We start from the raw sequence: 16711 nt of genomic DNA on the forward strand, positions 1-16711 counted from the left end.
ACCCATGGGCGCCTTGTCTGCAAGGCGCACCGGGCGGACGGCAGGTGCTATCATCAGCGCCTGCCGTTTTTTTATCGCCGGGACGCCCCCAAGATAAAAAGCGCCCCTCGGGGCGGCAAGCAGGCCGAGCCTGCGCGGCGTGGGGGCTTTTTTTTGGTATCTGCTATGTCTAGTCCTATCCTGAGCGCCGGCTCCGCGCTGCCTGATTGGCTCTCCTACCTGGAAACCCTGCATCCCTCGGCCATCGACATGGGCCAGGCCCGCATCCGCGAAGTCGCCCAGAGGCTGGGCGTGCGCATCGACGGCGTGGTCATCACGGTGGGCGGCACCAACGGCAAGGGTTCGACCTGCGCCATGCTGGAAGCCATCCTGCTGGCCGGAGGCTACAAGGTGGGCGTGTATGCCTCGCCGCACCTGGTGCGCTACAACGAACGCATCCGCCTGAACGGCGAGCTGGCCTCGGACGAGCAGATCACCGCGCAGTTCGCGCGCATCGATGCCGCGCGCCAGGACATCACCCTGACGTACTTCGAGTTCTCCACGCTGGCCGCCCTGTTGTTGTTCCAGGAACAGGGCGTGGACGCGGCCGTGCTGGAAGTCGGCCTGGGCGGGCGCCTGGACGCGGTGAACATCATCGATTCGGATTGCGCCGTCATCACCAGCGTGGACATAGACCACGCCGAGTATCTGGGCGACACCCGGGAAAAGATCGGCTGGGAGAAGGCTCATATCTTCCGCCCCGGCTGCCCGGCCATCTGCGCCGACCCCGTGCCGCCGCAAACGCTCATAGACTACGCCCGGGAGATCGGCGCGGACCTGTGGCTGTTCGGCAAGGATTTCAATTATTCCGGCGACCGCCAGCAATGGGCCTATGGCGGCCGCGGGCAGCGGCGGGCGGGCCTGGCGTCCCCGGCGCTGCGCGGCGCGAACCAGTTACTGAATGCGTCGGCCGCCCTGGCGGCGCTGGAGGCCTTGCGCCCGCGTCTGGCCGTTCCGGCGCAGGCCGTGCGCGAAGGCCTGCTGCGCGCCAATGTGCCGGGCCGCTTCCAGATCCAGCCCGGCGTGCCCTGCGTGATCTTCGATGTGGCCCACAACCCGCATGCCGCGGCCGCCCTTGCGCAGAACCTGGACAACATGCCGCCTTACGCCAAGACGATCGCCGTGCTGGGCATGTACAAGGACAAGGATGTGGACGGAGTCGTCGCCCGGCTCGCCGGACGCATAGACCACTGGTTGTGCGCCGGGCTGGAAGGCCCGCGCGGGCTGAGCGGCGAGGAGCTGGCCGGGCACGTGCGCCATGTGCTGGCGGCGCATCCGCGCCAGCCCGAGGTGCTCGATCCGGCGCAGGAAGAGGCCGGCCATCGTCCCGGCGTGCGACCGGCCGCGCGCAATCCTGTCGCAAAGCCGCCGGCCGTCGTATCCAGTTACAACAGTCCCGCCCAGGCCTACGAGGCGGCTCGAAAAGAGGCGGGTGACAATGATAGAATTGTAGTGTTTGGCTCGTTTGCAACGGTAGGCCCGATACTTGAGGCCGCAAACGATCGCTCATCCTCCTGATCGTCCGCAAGGCAGTTCACTACATAGGTCTAGGGTTCATGGGTTTTTTCTCACGCAACGATGCTTCCTCGTCGTCGGGTCGCCGTGGAGCGACCTCCAGTGATTCGCAACTGTCGGAGCTGCGCAGCCGGGCCCGCCGTCGTCTGATCGGGGCCCTGGCGCTGGTGCTGGCCGTGGTGGTGATCGTGCCCATGCTGACCGTGGACAAGACCGCACCCGAACCCGAGCAGTCCCTGGCCATGGGCCCGGTGGGCCAGACCGCAGCGCCGGCGCAGCCCGCGCGCCCTGGTGAACTGATCGTGGAAGAGGGCGGCCGGGCGCCTGCGGTGGTGCAGCCCGAACCTCCCCTGGTGGCCGACTCCGGCGCCAGCGGCACGGTGGAGACCGTGCAGGATCCCGGCCTGGGCGCCGATCCGGCGCACGTCGCGCCGCCGGCCGAACCGCCGCGCCCCGAAACGGCTCGCACGGAGCCGCCCAAGCCCGCTGAGAAACCCAAGCCAGCCGAAAAGCCCAAGCCTGCTGCGCCGCCTGCCGGCCAGGCCAACGGCGGCAAACGCACCGACGACGGCTCCTATGCCCTGGCGCTGCTCGAAGGGCGCGTGCCGGACGGTCCGGCGCCCGCGCCCCGCACCCCGTCCAAGCCCGCGGCACAGCAAGGCAACTTCATCCTGCAGATCGTCGCCTACTCGAACGAGAACGACGCCCGCTCGCGCCGCGACCAACTGGTTTCGGCCGGCGTCACCAATGCCTATGTGGAAACCGCCCAGTCCGGCGGCAAGTCCACCTACCGACTGCGCGTGGGACCTTTCCCCACCCGCGAGGCCGCTCAGGCCGCCCAGGCCCGCCTGCGGTCGCTGGGCTACGAGAACAGCTTCATTTCGGCTAAGTGACCAGTTTCGACTATATCGTCCTTGCCGTCATCGGCGTGTCAGGCCTGCTGGGCCTGATACGCGGCTTGATCAAGGAAGTGCTTTCCCTGACCGCCTACCTGCTGGCCTTCATGGCCGCCATCTGGTGGGGGCCGCGCACATCAGGCTGGATACAGGTCTGGATAGAAAACGGCTTATTGCGTACCGCTCTGGCGTACGGAGCCGTTTTTTTGTGGTGCTGCTGCTGATCGGGCTGCTGAACATGCTGCTGGCCAGCCTGATCGAGCAAACGGGGCTGACGCCTGCCGACCATGGCCTGGGCGGCCTGTTCGGCGTGGCCCGGGGCGTGCTGCTGGTGCTGATCCTGGTCATTCTGGCCGGGCACACCGAGCTGCCCAAGGAGCCCTGGTGGGAGCAGGCCAAGCTGGCCGACCCGGCCATACGGGCGGTCCAATCCATCAAGGCCATGCTGCCGCCGTCCTTGGCAGAATGGCTGCCTTATTGAGAACACACTAACGGGAACCAATCATGTGTGGAGTTGTAGGGGTTGTCGCGCGCAGCCCTGTGAATCAGTTGATCTATGACAGCCTGCTCCTGCTGCAGCATCGGGGGCAGGACGCCGCCGGCCTGGCGACCTGGCACGACCAGTTCTTCAGCATGCACAAGGCCTACGGCCTGGTGCGGGACGTGTTCCGCACGCGCAACATGCGCTCGCTGCCGGGCAACAGCGGCATCGGTCACGTGCGCTATCCCACGGCCGGTTCCAGCGACAGCGTGGACGAGGCCCAGCCTTTCTACGTCAATGCACCGTTCGGGATCACCTTCGCCCACAATGGCAATCTGACCAACTGGCGCGAGCTGCGTGAAGAGCTGTTCACCATCGACCGCCGCCACATCAATACCAACTCGGACTCTGAGGTATTGCTGAACATTTACGCCCACGAGCTGCAGCGCGCCGCAACCGGTCCCGAGCTGTCCGTCGACGAGGTCTTTCAGGCGGTGTCGGCGGTGCACCGGCGCGCCGCGGCGCCTATGCCGTGGTGTCCCAGATCGCCAATTTCGGCCTGGTCGCCTTTCGCGATCCCAACGGCATCCGTCCCTTGTGCCTGGGCCGCAACGAGACCGACAAGGGCGTGGAATGGATGGTGGCGTCCGAGTCCGTGGCCCTGACCGGCTGCGGTTTCGAGCTGGTGCGCGATGTGGAGCCAGGCGAGGCCATCATCGTCGATCTGGACGGCAACTTGAACAGCCGCCAATGCGCCGAGAACCCCCGCCTGAACCCCTGCGTGTTCGAGTACGTGTACTTCGCACGCCCGGACTCGACGGTGGACGGCGTTTCGGTCTATGACGCGCGCCTGCTGATGGGCGAGTATCTGGCCGACAATGTCGCCAAGAACCTGCGCCTGGCCGATATCGACGTGGTCATGCCGATTCCCGATTCGGCCCGCCCCTCGGCCATGCAGCTTGCCGCGCGGCTCAACCTGAACTACCGCGAGGGTTTCATCAAGAATCGCTACGTGGGCCGCACCTTCATCATGCCCGGCCAGGAGGTCCGCAAGAAGTCCGTGCGCCAGAAGCTCAGCGCCATTCCCATGGAGTTCCGCGGCAAGAACGTGCTGCTGGTGGACGATTCCATCGTGCGCGGCACCACCAGCCGCCAGATCGTGGACATGGCGCGCGCCGCCGGCGCCAGGAAGGTGTTCTTCGCCTCGGCCGCGCCGCCGGTGCGCTTTCCCAATGTGTACGGCATCGACATGCCCACCCAGGCCGAACTGATCGCCACGGGACGCGATGTGAACCAGGTCGCCAAGGAAATCGGCGTGGACGGCCTGGTGTACCAGGATCTGGGCGATCTGGAGCAATCCCTGAGCGACCTCAACCCCCGCTTCGCGGGTTACGAATCGTCCTGTTTCAGCGGCCAGTACGTGACCGGCGATGTGGACGAAGCCTACCTGGAACGCTTGGCTGATAGTCGCAAGAACGGCAAGCCGGTGCCGGACGTGACTGACTGACAGCTGAGCGATAGTCTTTTTATTTCCCTGCGAGGGGAATTTCGCAGTCTATTTTCATCCCTGCAAAGCGAATTGCGCTTTGCAGGGATTTTTTATTGCTCCTTCATTTTTCGTAGTTGCCGATAGGTTGACCAAATGAATAGTGCCTGTTTGACGAACAGGCTGAACGGCGCGGGCTGCTGAATAAGGAGAGTCCCAGTTTGAGTAAAGTCCGTAAAACCCAGGGCTCGTGTCAGAGCTCGACATACGAGGGCTAAGCGCGTTGGCAGTGAATTAATAATATTTCAAATAAAATATTTGTACTTAAATTAAAAGCTCGGGATGTTTTTTAACGATTCTGAAGTTTTTTTATTAACATGCTGTCGCCCTATATTTTTTATTCTTATGGATCAATATGACAGCTCCCGTTTCTTTTTCTCGCATCATGGGTGGTTTTTATCTTTTTTTGTTTATGCCGCTCTTGCTGGTTATCAGCATTCTGTCGGCGCTAGGGCTGTTGCTCTTGATGGGGGGAGCATTTACTTGGCATGGCATAGGGGCGCTCAAATCGAGAACTGGATTGTCGTGGTCCTGAGCATGATGGGCTTGGGTTTGATGATATTGATGATAGGTGTCGCCATTGATCAAGGCCTGCGTGTGTGTTGGCGTCGCCGTAACCAGACGCTGCCCCTGGCGCCCTTGCCTCTGCGTATTGTTATGCTTCCCTGGGTTCCGCGTGCTGTCGCCTTGTCGAAGGCGGGATTGAGCTTGGTGCTGTTCAGTACCGTGTTGCTGATAGCGACTCAATTTGCCATGGCAGTGGTCAGAGTCGTGCTGGTTCTGGGCATGGTGTTGATTGTATTCTCGTTCTTGAAAAGACTGTATGTATGCGGACGCAGTTCAGGCGTGTTCAGCATCGACGAAACAGGCCTTAAGATGCAAGGCTGGGAAGAGTTCTCCCTTTTATGGGAATGCGTGGACGATATGCGTCTGGGCCATTTGAGCTTGGGGGGCGGCAAAGTCCCTCTGGTTGAGCTGCGTGTCACCCAGGGTATTGATCAGGTGCCCCAAAAACTGAAGCGCAAGCCATTTTCGTATTTGAAAGAGACTAGGGATGGCTTCAATGTGTTCCTGTTTCCTGCCGCATACATGCTCAAACCGCAGGAACGTTACGAGGCCTTGCGAGATCGTCGCCCAGCGCAATGCACATTGTAGATCTCTGATCCTGAAAACAGCAGAATTTTTCACGGCGGTGAGGCAATTGATTCCCTGCGTATCAAATTGGGGAGGTGGCCGTCTTGTCGCTGTTGATGAGGTTGCGCCGGCCCGGGACAACAGCCTGGCCTTGCAATGGCTGGCGGAGCGGGTTTCCTTGGCTATGTCCCCGTTATGTGTCGGAGGAACAGTCTATATGCTGATTTTGCGGCAGGAGACTACGCCACGAACACTCGGGTTTTCCATCGTTGGCTGACCCTATTGAGCCAGCTCAATACTCATTGGAAACCCCTCATTCAACATGCGTTGCAAAAGCAGCAGCAACAGGCCGTGCGGGAGGATTGTTTGACGGACTTGCCCTACTGCCCGAGCTGCCATGTTACGGCTAAGCAATGGGTGCTTTGGGCCTAGCGACGTATGCTTGAGCGTTATTTCCGCGCCTTCAAGAGGCCTTGGGACGACCTATAACAGGTACATAGCCTTTAGTTATGTTTCTGTTTTTCTATGTGCGGTTTGCTGTGAATTTTCTGATCATAGTGTGATTTTTCTTCAGAAAATCTTGTTTTTATTGAAACTAAATTATCGGGATATTTTTTCATTATTCTGTAATGATTATTTGGCTAAGATCTTCAGTATTGGTTTATTGCAAGTTCTAGTTTGGTTTAAGCGGTAACTATATGGATTTATAGAATTTACGAAGATGCGACTAGCTACGGCTCGTGACGGGATGGAAGGGGCTGGGAATTCAAGAGGGCCGCGGTTCTTGACATAGGTGAAATAAGAATGGTCAGGGACTGATTGGATTTAAAACTTTGTTCGAGTGTTCTGCGGTAGCTGTGATCGCCGTCTCTCGTCTCGTCGTCACGTTTGATAAGAAAAACAACGGAGCGAATCCAATATCTACTTTCTTGTGCTACGTGAATTTTTCTGATGGGCAAATTTTCTTAATTCGGTTTTGAATATGAATTTGGTTGAGGATTTGATCATTTTTTTCGATTTTTATCGAGATTAGCAAAGATGAGTTAAAGTAAAAAATGGATTGCTTGAAACGTATCAGGCGGCCAGAGATATGGATGGGGCTTCTTGGGGTGCTGCTATTGGTACTATGGATGGCCGTATTGCCGCATGCCCATTTATATCGTCTTTCATATTCTAATCAGTTGCCGATTCAGACGAAGGGAGGGGGGCGGAGTTTATAAATAACAATAAAACTGGTCAAAATATAATAATTGATGATCAAGTATTCGTATGTGCGCTCGATATTACCGCTGGAAATAATTGCTATCATCATGCGAATAATGGAAAAACCAGAAAATTACCAAATGAATTGCTTGATCATTATGCTGTGGTGCAGTGAACTGAGATAGGCGCATTTCCTTGGTAAAAGCTTCGTGTGGTTGTTGGCTTAAACATAGATGGAAAAATTTATCGGACAGCAGCTGATTTTGATCGAGGGTTGGCTAGATCAAAGAGGTTGGTTATGCAAATGGATTTTTTTATGTTTATGCTTTTCTTTGTATATGTATGGTTTAGGTTGACGTTTCGTCCAGGGCCTTATCATCACTAAGGAATCATCATGGGTAGCGCGAAAGTTATGACTCTGACAGAGGCGGTAGATGCTACCTTTACCTACTTGTTTACTTCCACAATACTCGTTAATACAGCTGTTAATGCCGTTAAGCGTGATACACAGGCAACTGATACGGTTCTGGGAGCAAAGAGCGTTGGCCAAGGTTTTTTCAATATGCTTGGCAAGAGTACACTTGGGACTAGACTGCTATTGTCTACTGCAGATTTATATCGAGACACTCAAAATTTGATCGAAGATTATTAGGAAAAAATAATTTAGATGTAAAGATTATCTTGCTGTTTTGAGTAAAATATTTTAATTTGTTTGTCATTTTTCTGTCTTATTAATTTGGTATCGTGCAGTAGTATTTGAGTCTAAAAATTGTTCTCTGGTTGTTTTCTATTTTCTGTTTTGGTTTTATCTGAAATTGTAATTTTATAAATACATTTTTATTTTGCTATTGAATTTATTTAAAAATGAATTGGACTGAGCGTATTAGGCGTCCGGAAATATGGATGGAGTTTATGGGTGTGCTGCTCCTGATGCTATGGATGACTGTTTTGCCTCATGCTCATTTATATAGATTGCCTTATTCTCATCAGCTGTTGATGCATACGGATGAGGGAAAACTGAAATTTCTAAATAATAATAAAAATGGACAAAAACTTCTTATAGGAAATCAAAATTTTACATGCACGCTTGATACTATTATTCGAAATACTTGCCACTATCGTACGAGTAACGAAAAGATAGAGAGGTTGCCCGTTGACTTGGCTGGCAAAAACGCGGTTGTGCAATGGACAGAGGTAGAAGCTTTTCCATGGCAGAAGCTTCGCGTCGTCATTGACTTGGCAGTCGATGGAAAAACCTACCGCAGGGCAGCTGATTTTGATCGGGATTTAGCTGCGTCCAAGAAGCGTGCTATGCAATCTGATTTATTTAGTTTTTTGCTCTTTTCAGTATACGTATGGTTCAGGTTGACGTTTCGTCCAAAACTCTATCGGCAATAAGGAGTCGATATGGCCAACGCGAAAGTTATGACTCTGGCGGAAGCGGTAGATGCGGTTTTTGCCTACTTATTTACTCCTACAATACTCGTTAATACTGCTGTGAATGCAGCCAAGAGCGATGCGCAGGCGATTGATACGGCGCTGGGAGCGATGAGCGTTGGCCAAGGCTTCGTGAATATGCTTGGTAAGAGCACTCCGGGTACTGGGCTAGCCTTGTCTACTTTTAGCCTACAGCGCGATGTTGAAAAACTAATTGCGGACTACGGTAGCAAGGAAGGGAAAGTTAGTACATCGACCATCTGGTCAGCGTCATCGAATATCCTAGCCACCGTCGCCAGTTTCGCGACTGGTGGGGCTCTTTTGGGTGCGGCTGCGCCCGCGCTGACTATCTCTGCCGGAATACTGCTGACGGGAAAACCCGTTGGCGTCGCCGCAGCCGTCATCATCCGCAAGGCGCGAGGCGCCGCGGCAGGCCCGAAGCCAAGAATAGTGACATCGATGATGGACGGGCCCGCTTGGTTTCAGCGCTGCTGATAGATGGAGGCCAGCGCCTGATTCAAGGCTCCCGCCTGGCTCCAGCTCAAGTACACGCCCGCCGACACCGACCCTTGCATCACATACGGCAGCCAGCGGTCGGAGACATTCGGTAGCGCAATACGTTCGGCCAGCCATTGCAAGGCCAGGCTGTTGTCCCGGGCCTGCGCGACACCATCGACAGCAACCAGACGGCCCGGAATCCGTCCGCCATCCGCCCCCGCCTGGGTGGCGGCGCGTTGCGCCGCGAAATCATTGCCCTGCTGGGCGATGAAGGCAGCGGGGTCGCCGCCGGAGTACGAAACGCCGTTCAGGGTCAGTCTGGCTAACTGCGCCGACCCGTTCGCGCCGACATCCCAGCGGCCGGAGATGCCCGCGCCGTGGTTGTATTCGACATAAGCAGTGCCATTCTGCAAGCTCAATCGGTATTCACCGGTCGCGGAGCCTTCGGCCATGCGCACGGACAAGGCTTGGTCCTCGACGCGAATCAAGGCGCCGGGAGTCACGTAGATCGCCGCCCGCCCATCCACCGTCACACCGGCCGCGCCGGTCTCGTCAAAGGCGATACGCACCCTGGAATACGGATCGGCGATATCCAGCGCCACTTCGGCGAATAGATTTCCGCTCGCATCCAGGCCGAAGTCTGTCAGATAAGCCGGATCCACCTGCATCTGCGCACCAGTCTGCGAGGTCCCCAGCTGGACTTTGCCATCGGCCACAGTCAACACTTCCAGCTTGTTGGCAATCGACGGCAAAACCGTATTCCTGAGCTCTGCCAGGGCCTGTGTGAACTCCGTTCCGAGCGCTTGAGCAATGGAGACAAAGCCGGACTTCAGCTCAGTGAAGAACCCTGCCACATCAAATTCCGAAGACGTGTGAGTTGCCACGACCGCAAACGCAACACTCGTGGCGGCCAAACCGAGAGCGGGAGCGGGGGCCATGATCCACGCCGAGTATGTTTTCAAGGGCTATGCGGCGATGGCGGCCGGACAGGCCAGGGCGGCCGGGCAGGCGGGCGTGAATGCGCGCCAGAACTTCGGGGACGACCAGGCTGCCCTGCAGTACTGGATGCAGACGCAGCGCATGTCGACGTGGCGCGGAAACGTATCGCCGGCGATGCGCACCGGCGATCACGCCCTGATTCATCTGAAATCGGGCGGCGCGATCATACATAGCACGGCGGCCAAGCAGATGATGGCGTGGATCCAGGCCAGTTCCGGCGGCGATGCGGCCGTCTCCCATGCCGCGGCCCGGGAGGATGCGGCCTTCATGGCGATGGCGCAGGCGGGAACGGCAGCCATGCAGGCGAACTTTTTAGGACATGACTACTTGCGCCAGTCGGCGCAGGCCAGCGCGCAAGCGGCCTCTGGCGCCCTGGGTTCGGCAGCGGCGGCGTATCTGCAGGCGCACGCGGATGTAGTCGCCTTGACGCAGGGGCTGGAGCAGCTACGCACGGAACTGTTGCGCTTGATACCGGTGGGGACGGGCTACGAGGAGCATCTGCCCGGCGGGGCGACGTTTTTCTCGCCCGGAGATGCGCGTTTTGCAAGCGCGACGTTCAGCGCCTATGCCAAGGCGCTGCAGCATGCGGGCGATCGTAAAGTGGTCATGGACGAATTGCTGGCGGCCTTCGCCCAGTCCTCCGGCTACACACGGGTCTACCTGGGGCAGCCGGGTTCGACGGTCCGGACCTCGGAGGGTTTCAATCTGTTGATGGCGACAGCGGGGGAAAACCATTTTTCCTTGTCGCAGCGGGTGGATCATCTGCTGGTCAGCGCCGCATCCGGAACCGTCACGCTGCATGGCTTCCAGGCGGGCAGCGGCGGCGATCAGGTGCATCTGGCGGGGGTGGGGGAGCAGGCCTATCTGCGGCGCATCGCCAACGGCATCGAGCTGACGAGCACGGGCGGCAAGCGCGTGCTGATGATGGGAGCCGATCTCAATCAATTTGATCTGTTCGCCAACCTGGTCGGGGTGACGCGGGTTTCCTTCGAGAACGATTCTGCCGCAGGGGTGCGAAGCTTGCGCCGCGCTTTGCTGTTTGACGGACTGGTCCACATCAATGAACTGAAGGCGTCCAATTACGGCGATACGCTGATCGGCGGGGACTGGCGCTCGGTCTTGCGCGGCGGGGCGGGCAATGACACCTTCGTCGTGACCGGCACGTCCTATTTCATCGATGGGGGAGCAGGCTCCGATACGGTGTCGTACGAGGAGTCCGTGAAGGCGATTCAAATCGATCTGCTGGCCGGCAACGACAATCTGGGCTCGCAGCTGTTGAATGTGGAGAACGTGCGCGGTTCGGCCTTGGACGATCGCCTGTCGGGCTCGGGCGTCAATAATGTGCTCGACGGCGGGAGAGGCGATGACGTTTTGATCGGCAACGGCGGCAATGATGTGTATGTGTTTGGCCGCGGCTACGGCCAGGACCGCGTCGTCAACGGCGTGGCGGGCAATGGCCGATCCAGCAGCATGGCGCGTCTGCGTTCGCCGGACGTGGGCGTGCGGAATCTGTGGTTCGATCGCGTGGGCCAGGATTTGCGGATTCGCATCCTGGGGTTGCCATGCTATTTCCTGTTGTCGGCGGGTTTTACGCCTGCGCTGCGCGCTCGCCTCAACGAAAAGTTCAACCGGGGCGCCGAAAACCAGGCATTCCTGGTCGAGACGATCAGCGGTGTGGAGACCCTGAAAGCCGGTGCGGTCGAGCCGCAGTGGATACGCAAATGGGACCATCAACTGGCCGCCTATGTGAAGGCGGGCCTGCGCACAGCGACGCTGGGCACGCTTGCCAACAGCGGCGTGACCTACATCAGCAAGCTGGTGACCGTGGCGACGTTGTGGCTGGGCGCCCGGCTGGTGATTGACGGCCAGCTCACGGTGGGGCAGTTGATTGCCTTCAACATGCTGGCCGGCAATGTGGCCGGTCCTGTCATGCGATTGGCGCAATTGTGGACGGATTTCCAGCAGGTGGGGATTTCCATGCAGCGCCTGGGCGATATTCTGAATACTCGTACCGAAGTACATACTGCCCGGCCAGCGCTGCCGCCGCTGCGCGGTGCCATTACTCTCGACCAGGTGGTGTTCCGCTATCGTCCCGGTGCGCAGCCCGCGCTGCGGGGCGTATCGTTGCATATTCGAGCTGGTGAAACCTTGGGCATCGTGGGCCGATCGGGCTCCGGCAAGAGCACGCTGACCAAGCTGGCGCAGAGGCTGTACGCGCCTGAGCAGGGCCGTGTGCTGATTGACGGCGTGGACATCACCACCATCGACGCCAGTTCGCTGCGCCGCCAGATTGGCGTGGTATTGCAGGAAAACCTGCTGTTCAACTGCAGCATCCGCGACAACATCGCGCTGGCCGATCCCGGCATGCCGCTGCAACGCATCATCCAGGCGGCGCAGCAGGCCGGCGCACACGAGTTCATCGCGGAACTGCCCGAAGGGTACGACACCATGGTGGGCGAACAGGGCGCCACGCTGTCCGGGGGGCAGCGCCAGCGCATCGCCATCGCACGCGCCTTGTTGAGCAATCCGCGCATCCTGATCCTGGATGAGGCCACCAGCGCGCTGGACTATGAGTCCGAGCGCATCATTCAGCGCAACATGCGCGCTATCGGCCAGGGGCGTACGGTGCTGATCATCGCGCACCGCTTGTCGGCCGTGAAGGATGCCGACCGCATCATCGTGATGGATCGCGGCGAGATCACCGAGGAAGGCACGCATGCGGAGCTGCTGACGCGTGAGCAGGGCCATTATGCGGCGCTGTATCGGATGCAGCAGGGCTGATGAACGATGGCAACAGGACGTCGTACGGAGGCTTGGCTCGATTTGTGCGGCCGCTATGGGCGGGGGCTTGCCGCCGCCTGGCGCGAACGCAAAACGTTGGACGGTCAGCGCTACGAAGCGGACGAAGCTGAATTTCTGCCCGCCGCGCTGGCCTTGCAGCAAACGCCGGTATCGCCTCTGCCGCGTGTGTTGATGTGGCTGCTGGCGAGTTTGGCGCTGCTGACGCTGACGTGGTCGATCTTTGGACGCATGGACATCGTGGCCACGGCTCAGGGCAAGATCATCCCCAGCGAAGGCACGCAGGTGGTACAGCCCGTCGGCACGGCCACGATCAAGGCTATTCATGTTCGTGAAGGCCAAGCCGTGCAGGCCGGCGATCTGCTGATCGAACTGGATGGCACCGTGCCGCAAGCGGAACGTCAGCGTTTGCTCAATGAATGGCAGGCCTGGACCTTGCAGGCGGCGCGGGCACAGGCTGTTCTGCGCGCCATCGACTCCGGTCAGGCGCCTGTTCTGCCTGCGGTGGAGGATGTGCCGGCGCGGGCGCTGGCTGACGCCCGGCATCTGGCCGAAGGCGAGTATGCGGCGTTGCAGGCAAAACTGGCGGGCATTGACGCGGAACTGGCACGCCGACAGGCCGAACGCCAATCCACTCTGGGCCTGGTAAGCAGGCTGGCGCGTACCGCCCCCATTGCACGCCAGCGCGCCGAAGCCCTTAGAGAGCTGGCCGGCAATCAATATGTAGCGCGCAACACCTTTCTGGAACGCGAGCGCGAGCGCATCGAACAGGAGTCCGAGTTGGCGGTGCAGCGCAGTCGAGTGCGAGAGGTCGAGGCCCTGATCCGAGAGACTCGTCAGCAACGTGACACGCTGCTGGCCGAAGCGCGGCACACCAATCTGAATCATCTGAACGAGGCGCGCGAACGCGTTGCGCTGCTGGAGCAGGACTTGATCAAGGCGGGGCAATCCGAGCGCCTTACACGCTTGACGGCGCCCGTCTCCGGAACGGTACAGCAGCTGGCGGTACGCACGGTCGGCGGCGTCGTGACCGAGGCCCAGCCCTTGCTGCTGGTGGTGCCGCAGGAGCATATGCTGGAAATCGAAGCCTTTCTGGAAAACAAGGACGTGGGGTTCGTGCGGCCGGGCCAGGAGGCGGAGGTCAAAATCGAGACGTTTCCTTATACCAAATACGGCATCGTGCCGGGCACCGTGACGACCCTCTCCGACGATGCGATCAACGATGAAAAACTGGGTCTGGTGTACGCATTGCGTATCGCTCTGTCGCGCTCAACCATCCAGATCAACGGCACGGATGTGAGGCTGGCGCCGGGCATGTCGGTGACGGCCGAGATCAAGACGGGGCGGCGGCGTGTGATCGACTATTTCCTGGGACCTTTGGTGGAGTACGCCACGGAAAGCCTGCGGGAGCGATGAGGAAGAGCATGCTTGATAGTGTTGAGGAAAATGATGTGCAGCCGCCGCGGGGGCGATGCGTTGGCCGCTTTGCTGCTCGATGTGTCGCGTATCGGCGCCAATTGTTGACGTCGATGTGTTTGTCGGGCCTGTTCTGCCTAGCAATGTCCGCCCATGCCGACGGCCTCATGGCTTTGTCTAGTCAAGCGTTGGAGCATGATCCAACGTACCGTGCTGCGCTGGCCGAACGCAATGCGGGCCGCGAGGAGCGCGCCATCGGCCGGGCGGCGCTGTTGCCTCGGCTGTCTTACCAGTACCAGGCAGGCAGCAATCACTCCGTGGTTGCCCAGCCTGCGCTGTTCGGCGGCGTGACGACGGCTGACCGGAACTATCGCAGCTACACGTCTGCCCTGACACTGCAGCAGCCATTGCTCGATTACGAGGCCTGGTCTCGCTATCACTACGGCGTTGCCCAGGCGCATCATGCCGACGAACGCTTTCGCAGTCGCAGCCAGGAACTGGCAGTGCGCGTGGCCAAGGCTTATACCGGTGCGCTGTACGCGCACGATCAGATCGAGTTGTCGCGCGCGCAGGAGCGCGCCTACGCCGAATTGTTGACGTTGAACCGCCGGATGCTGGATGCCGGAGAAGGCACACGCACCGATGTCCTGGAAACACAGGCCAGGCATGATCTGGCCGTTGCGCAGGAGATCGAGGCCCGGGATGCGTTGGATGCCGCTCTGCGGGAACTGGGCGCGATGGTGGGGCGGACAATCCTTATCGAGAACCTGGCCCCGCTGTCCTCGCCATTCAGGGAGCTGGCGATTGAACATGCCGATTTTGATCAATGGCGCAACATGGCGCTTGCGCAAAACCCCGAGCTATCCGCGCAGCGCCATGCGCTGGATGCCGCGCAACAGCGTATCGAGCAAGCTCGCGCAGGCCATTTCCCATCAGTCAGTTTGTACGCGACGGCGGGACGGCAGAAATCCAGTTCGGAAGCGACGTATGACCAGCGCTATCAGACCAACAGCATTGGATTGCAAGTGAGCATACCGATCTTTGCCGGCGGAGGCGTGTCCGCTTCGGTGCGGCAGGCCGTTGAGCAGCTTGAGCAGCAGCGTTACGAGGGCAATGCCCGGCAAGCCGAGATTCTCAATGGACTGCGCCAGCAATTCAATCTGTTCCGTAGCAGCGCGGCCAAGATGCGCGCCTATCAGTACGCCGTCGATTCGGCGCGAGAGCTAACCCGGGCCATGCAGAAGAGCGTGGCCGGCGGAGAGCGTGTCAATGCCGATGTGCTTCAGGCGGAGCAGCAGTATTACGATGCATCGCGTAACCTTGCACAGGCGCGCTATGCTTATCTTCTGTCATGGATGACACTGCGATTGCATGCAGGCGTCTTGGAGCCGAAGGATATACAAGCCGTGGATAGATTCTTCGCTCTGCAGCCGGACCGCCGGCGTGCGGCATTGCCATAAAATCGGTCCGGTTTTTTCTTGGTCTTCAGTCATGCTCTAGCCGCTGGCGGGAGCGCTGTCCGCGGTGTCAGGGCTTATCGCCGCAGCAGCGTCATCAGCAGGCCCAGCCCCAGGATGAGGAACAGCGCCAGGCTCCAGAGGGCGTACTCGATGCCGAACAGCTCGACCCGGGCGTCCATGCACGAGGCGTAGATGCCGAACAGCGAGGGTACGGCGCTTTCCAGTCCCGACTGGGTGATGAAGCGGTCGGCGAAGGTCTGGTCGCAAGAGAACAGGTGCTGGGCCACCGTGTATTGGTACCAGGCCGCCAGCATGCCGCTGGCGGCGCCCGCCAGGGCCAGCACGCCGGCCGCGCGCGAGGCGCCTTCGCGTCCGCCCTGGCGCAGCAGCGCGGCAGCCAGGCTGGCCACGCCCAGCGCCAGGTAGATCAGGCGCTGCAGCACGCACCAGGCGCAGGGCGGCATGCTGAATACGTGCTGGGACACCAGGGCGGCGCCCACAGCCAGGAAGGAGAGGGCGCTGATCAGGTAGTAGGGCAGGGCGGAGCGGTTCGAGTTGGCAGCCATGGCGAATCAGGACGACGTCGTGGAGTGGAAGGTAGATGCTTCGTGCAGCAAACCCAGGAAAAGTTCATGGAAACCGGCCCAGGCGATCTGCACGCCCAGGCACAGCAGGATGAAGGCGGACAGGCGCATGACCACGGCGGTGCCGTTCTTGCCCAGCTTGTAGAGGAACTGCGAGGCAAAGCGCAGGCACAGGTACACCACGAAGCCGGCGACGGCGATGGCCGGCACGGCGCCCGCCAGCTTGCCGGCCGTGCCGGCGACGGTATTGTCGTGCAGGGTGGCTCCCACGGTCAGGGCGGCGGAGATCGAACCCGGACCGCAGATCATGGGGAAGGTCAGGGGATAGAAAGCCTTGGAGCGTATCTGTTCCCAGGAATAGGATTCGGCCATGTTCTGTGCATGCGCCGCATCGAAGTCCGAGGCGTTGACCAGGCGCCAGGCCGTGGCGATCACCAGCAGCCCGCCGCCCACCCGGATGATGGGCAGGGAGATGCCGAAGAAGTTCAGGACGATGTTGCCGGCCACGGTGGCGATGGCCAGCATGACGAAGATGTTGATCGAGACTTTCTGGGCCAGGCGGGCGCGGTCCGGCGTGCTGGCGCCTTCGGTCAGGGTCAGGAAGATGGGGGCCGCGGCCGGCGGGTTGAGCATGGGCAGCAGGGTTGCCAGCGCGAACAGGAAGCTGCGGCTGAGATCGGCCAGGAAGGCGGGGAATTCCATTG

12 protein-coding genes and 2 pseudogenes are annotated in these 16711 nt (G+C 59.5%); 11 read left to right on the top strand and 3 right to left on the bottom strand.

Annotated elements, in window-relative coordinates:
- Positions 1-165: 165 nt before the first annotated feature.
- The 8 genes and pseudogenes from folC to ACWPWO_RS17475 all read left to right on the top strand — a co-directional run bounded on the left by folC (position 166) and on the right by ACWPWO_RS17475 (position 8746).
- Positions 166-1557, top strand: a complete 1392-nt coding sequence (gene folC, locus ACWPWO_RS17440) for a bifunctional tetrahydrofolate synthase/dihydrofolate synthase (RefSeq protein ID WP_454007664.1) — start codon at positions 166-168, stop codon at positions 1555-1557.
- A 38-nt stretch (positions 1558-1595) separates the two neighbouring features.
- Positions 1596-2447, top strand: coding sequence for an SPOR domain-containing protein (locus tag ACWPWO_RS17445; RefSeq protein ID WP_454007665.1), 852 nt, complete (start codon positions 1596-1598; stop codon positions 2445-2447).
- A pseudogene (locus ACWPWO_RS17450) lies at positions 2444-2931 on the top strand (CvpA family protein). The gene ACWPWO_RS17445 and the pseudogene ACWPWO_RS17450 overlap by 4 nt, the downstream one beginning before the upstream one ends.
- 23 nt (positions 2932-2954) lie before the next feature.
- Positions 2955-4438: pseudogene (purF, locus tag ACWPWO_RS17455) on the top strand (amidophosphoribosyltransferase).
- 321 nt (positions 4439-4759) lie between these two features.
- Positions 4760-5632 (top strand): hypothetical protein, encoded by an 873-nt coding sequence (locus tag ACWPWO_RS17460; RefSeq protein WP_454007666.1) that lies wholly within the window; start codon positions 4760-4762, stop codon positions 5630-5632.
- A gap of 1576 nt (positions 5633-7208) precedes the next feature.
- Positions 7209-7466 carry a hypothetical protein gene (locus ACWPWO_RS17465; protein WP_454007667.1) on the top strand — a complete coding sequence of 86 codons (258 nt, stop codon included), beginning with the start codon at positions 7209-7211 and terminating at the stop codon, positions 7464-7466.
- A gap of 251 nt (positions 7467-7717) precedes the next feature.
- On the top strand, positions 7718-8212 hold the full coding sequence (locus ACWPWO_RS17470) for a hypothetical protein (RefSeq protein WP_454007668.1): 495 nt from the start codon (positions 7718-7720) through the stop codon (positions 8210-8212).
- 9 nt (positions 8213-8221) lie between these two features.
- Positions 8222-8746, top strand: a complete 525-nt coding sequence (locus tag ACWPWO_RS17475) for a hypothetical protein (protein WP_454007669.1) — start codon at positions 8222-8224, stop codon at positions 8744-8746.
- On the opposite strand, the gene ACWPWO_RS17480 is transcribed toward ACWPWO_RS17475, so the two are convergent.
- Complete coding sequence (locus tag ACWPWO_RS17480; RefSeq protein ID WP_454007670.1) at positions 8734-9687, bottom strand: hypothetical protein; 954 nt, start codon at positions 9685-9687, stop codon at positions 8734-8736. The genes ACWPWO_RS17475 and ACWPWO_RS17480 overlap by 13 nt on opposite strands.
- On the opposite strand from ACWPWO_RS17480, the gene ACWPWO_RS17485 reads away from it, so the two are divergent.
- Genes ACWPWO_RS17485 through ACWPWO_RS17495 form a run of 3 tightly spaced genes read left to right on the top strand, consistent with a single transcriptional unit; the run spans position 9686 to position 15423 of the window.
- Entirely contained in the window at positions 9686-12529 is a 2844-nt protein-coding gene (locus tag ACWPWO_RS17485) for an ATP-binding cassette domain-containing protein (RefSeq protein ID WP_454007671.1), read from the top strand. The genes ACWPWO_RS17480 and ACWPWO_RS17485 overlap by 2 nt on opposite strands.
- 6 nt (positions 12530-12535) lie before the next feature.
- On the top strand, positions 12536-13963 hold the full coding sequence (locus ACWPWO_RS17490) for an HlyD family type I secretion periplasmic adaptor subunit (RefSeq protein WP_454007672.1): 1428 nt from the start codon (positions 12536-12538) through the stop codon (positions 13961-13963).
- Positions 13964-13971: 8 nt separating this feature from the next.
- Positions 13972-15423 (top strand): TolC family outer membrane protein, encoded by a 1452-nt coding sequence (locus ACWPWO_RS17495; protein ID WP_454007673.1) that lies wholly within the window; start codon positions 13972-13974, stop codon positions 15421-15423.
- A 74-nt stretch (positions 15424-15497) separates the two neighbouring features.
- On the opposite strand, the gene ACWPWO_RS17500 is transcribed toward ACWPWO_RS17495, so the two are convergent.
- Together ACWPWO_RS17500 and ACWPWO_RS17505 are read right to left on the bottom strand one after the other, a co-directional pair.
- On the bottom strand, positions 15498-15989 hold the full coding sequence (locus ACWPWO_RS17500; RefSeq protein ID WP_454007674.1) for a disulfide bond formation protein B: 492 nt from the start codon (positions 15987-15989) through the stop codon (positions 15498-15500).
- A 6-nt stretch (positions 15990-15995) separates the two neighbouring features.
- The gene (locus ACWPWO_RS17505; protein WP_394059866.1) at positions 15996-16709 is read right to left on the bottom strand and encodes a MarC family protein; all 714 of its coding nucleotides are present in this window, start codon (positions 16707-16709) and stop codon (positions 15996-15998) included.
- Positions 16710-16711: the final 2 nt, after the last annotated feature.

Source organism: Alcaligenes sp. Marseille-Q7550, from assembly GCF_965112015.1.

Coding starts and splice junctions, on each gene's coding strand:
- folC (WP_454007664.1), top strand. CDS start 166: ATGTCTAGTCCTATCCTGAGCGCCGGCTCCGCGCTGCCTGATTGGCTC.
- ACWPWO_RS17445 (WP_454007665.1), top strand. CDS start 1,596: ATGGGTTTTTTCTCACGCAACGATGCTTCCTCGTCGTCGGGTCGCCGT.
- ACWPWO_RS17460 (WP_454007666.1), top strand. CDS start 4,760: ATGTTTTTTAACGATTCTGAAGTTTTTTTATTAACATGCTGTCGCCCT.
- ACWPWO_RS17465 (WP_454007667.1), top strand. CDS start 7,209: ATGGGTAGCGCGAAAGTTATGACTCTGACAGAGGCGGTAGATGCTACC.
- ACWPWO_RS17470 (WP_454007668.1), top strand. CDS start 7,718: ATGGAGTTTATGGGTGTGCTGCTCCTGATGCTATGGATGACTGTTTTG.
- ACWPWO_RS17475 (WP_454007669.1), top strand. CDS start 8,222: ATGGCCAACGCGAAAGTTATGACTCTGGCGGAAGCGGTAGATGCGGTT.
- ACWPWO_RS17485 (WP_454007671.1), top strand. CDS start 9,686: ATGATCCACGCCGAGTATGTTTTCAAGGGCTATGCGGCGATGGCGGCC.
- ACWPWO_RS17480 (WP_454007670.1), bottom strand. CDS start 9,687: ATGGCCCCCGCTCCCGCTCTCGGTTTGGCCGCCACGAGTGTTGCGTTT.
- ACWPWO_RS17490 (WP_454007672.1), top strand. CDS start 12,536: ATGGCAACAGGACGTCGTACGGAGGCTTGGCTCGATTTGTGCGGCCGC.
- ACWPWO_RS17495 (WP_454007673.1), top strand. CDS start 13,972: ATGCTTGATAGTGTTGAGGAAAATGATGTGCAGCCGCCGCGGGGGCGA.
- ACWPWO_RS17500 (WP_454007674.1), bottom strand. CDS start 15,989: ATGGCTGCCAACTCGAACCGCTCCGCCCTGCCCTACTACCTGATCAGC.
- ACWPWO_RS17505 (WP_394059866.1), bottom strand. CDS start 16,709: ATGGAATTCCCCGCCTTCCTGGCCGATCTCAGCCGCAGCTTCCTGTTC.